Raw genomic sequence first — 1,749 nt, 5'->3', positions numbered from 1 at the left:
AACGGAAATATTTCGGTGGCAATATCTGGTACAAATGATCCAGATGGGAAAATAGCGAAAGAGAATGCTGAACGAAAGGCAAAAGAGAACAGAGAAAAAGAGGAAAAGGTAAAAGAAAAAAGAGCTGCTAAAAAAGCAGAGGAAGAAAAAGCTGCAAAGAAACGTGCAGAAAAATCGGCAGAAGGAAAAGAAACGGGTGATTATACCTTATCCGTAACTGGTAATGATGTAAAAAGTATGACACAGAGTCTTGTAGCAGAATCTGTGAGTATTTCTGCACCTGATAGATCAAGTTTTGATATTAAGGCATAAGAGGATTCGATAAAAGGAAAATATCAAATTGGTGCATTGGATGGCATCACCAGAGAGTAGAGTGGCAGAAAGTCAGTAGATATAAATCGTTTTATTGGTTCATTGAGCAATGACAGTGATGTAGATTACCTGAAAATAGATGCAGGTTCTTTGACATCGAGCAAGATAGATAAAGAAGTATAGAAAGTGTGGACTAACTTAAGGAGGTTGCTATGAAAGTTCAAGGAAATAGGTATATTAATAATCCAGAGATGATAAAAAATAAGGTTGAGAAGAAAACAACTGTTCCTCAGAATATTATTTCGGAGGATGATGTGAAAATCAGTGATTCAGCAAGAAAGTTAGTTGAGACTGCTCGTAATAAGGTATCGGATTTTCATACAATGCATTTTTCATCTATTATGGGAGAGATAAGAGAGATACCAGCAGAATATAAATGTGAAAATTTATTCAAATTAGATTTGAAAGCAGCTTCCATTTCTGGAGAACAAAGTGCGTTTGAAGGCTGTTCGGAAAATCAGTCAGAGGTTTTTGAAAAATGGCTGGACGAAAATGCTTCTGAATATTTGACAGAAGATGAAATGAAAGATTTAAAAGAGAAGATTAATGCAATGACAGCAGATGTAGATTCTTTGAATGCTCAGGAGGGATATAGAGGAACTTCTTATGAATCTGTATTTTTGTTAAGTGCAAGTGAAGTGGGGCTAAGGAAAGTAAATGAAATGTATGTTCCAGAGCAATTTCAAGCTGGTTTTTCAGACATGATTGACGAATATGTTCATTTTAATGATTCAGCACGTAATTCCATCATGGAGAGAATGACACCAGATTACATGGTTGTTGGAATTGGAAGCAAAACAGAATCTTATAAGTACAAGTCAGAAATAATCTCAGATGAGACAGCTTTTTATACAAATGAGAAGAAAGAGATAAGTGGTATCTGCAATCAGTTTTTAAATGGTAAAACAGATCAAAAATTATTTTGTAATGAGATGAAAGACCGTTTAAATGATTACTATGGAAGCAGGTATGAATTAAGGAATCAGCCAGAAGCTGTTGAAGGCAGAGTAAATAATATGCTGGACAAATTGCAGCATATGTTTGGCGTTTAATGTTGAAAAAGGGTTTGGAGAATAATTATGAAGACAGTAACAGATGTAAACACAGTAAACCAGCTGTTGACATATTCAAAGCAGGCAGAGGCAGGAATACACCAAAAAGCAATACAGATGTTGCTTGGAGCAGGAAATAATAAAAAACAGGACAGTTTAAGTATTTCTGATGCTGCACGAGGCTTTTCAAAGCAATCCATAGCTGCACTGATAGATAAAAATGCGAATATTTCTAACAGTGAATTAGCTTATTATTTTGCAAACTATAATAATTCAAGTGCTATTTTGGATGCAATCAATTTTGGGGAGAATGTTTCCTGTGGAT

At 34.9% G+C, this 1,749-nt stretch carries 1 protein-coding gene and 2 pseudogenes; all 3 read left to right on the top strand.

All coding sequences use genetic code 11. The annotated features are described in order from the left end of the window. A pseudogene (locus tag LKD41_RS15495) lies at positions 1-312 on the top strand (hypothetical protein); the annotation flags it as partial. 212 nt (positions 313-524) lie between these two features. Further along, a complete protein-coding gene (locus tag LKD41_RS15490; RefSeq protein ID WP_021739841.1) occupies positions 525-1,424 on the top strand; it encodes a hypothetical protein in 900 nt (299 codons plus the stop codon). 27 nt (positions 1,425-1,451) lie between these two features. Next, positions 1,452-1,749, top strand: a pseudogene (locus LKD41_RS15485) (hypothetical protein); the annotation flags it as partial.

The organism is Roseburia sp. CLA-AA-H209 (assembly GCF_020687575.1).
GTDB classification, from domain to species: Bacteria; Bacillota; Clostridia; order Lachnospirales; family Lachnospiraceae; genus Roseburia_C; species Roseburia_C amylophila.
The sequence above is the reverse complement of the archived record's forward strand: the minus strand, read 5'-3'. Positions and strand labels throughout refer to the sequence as shown.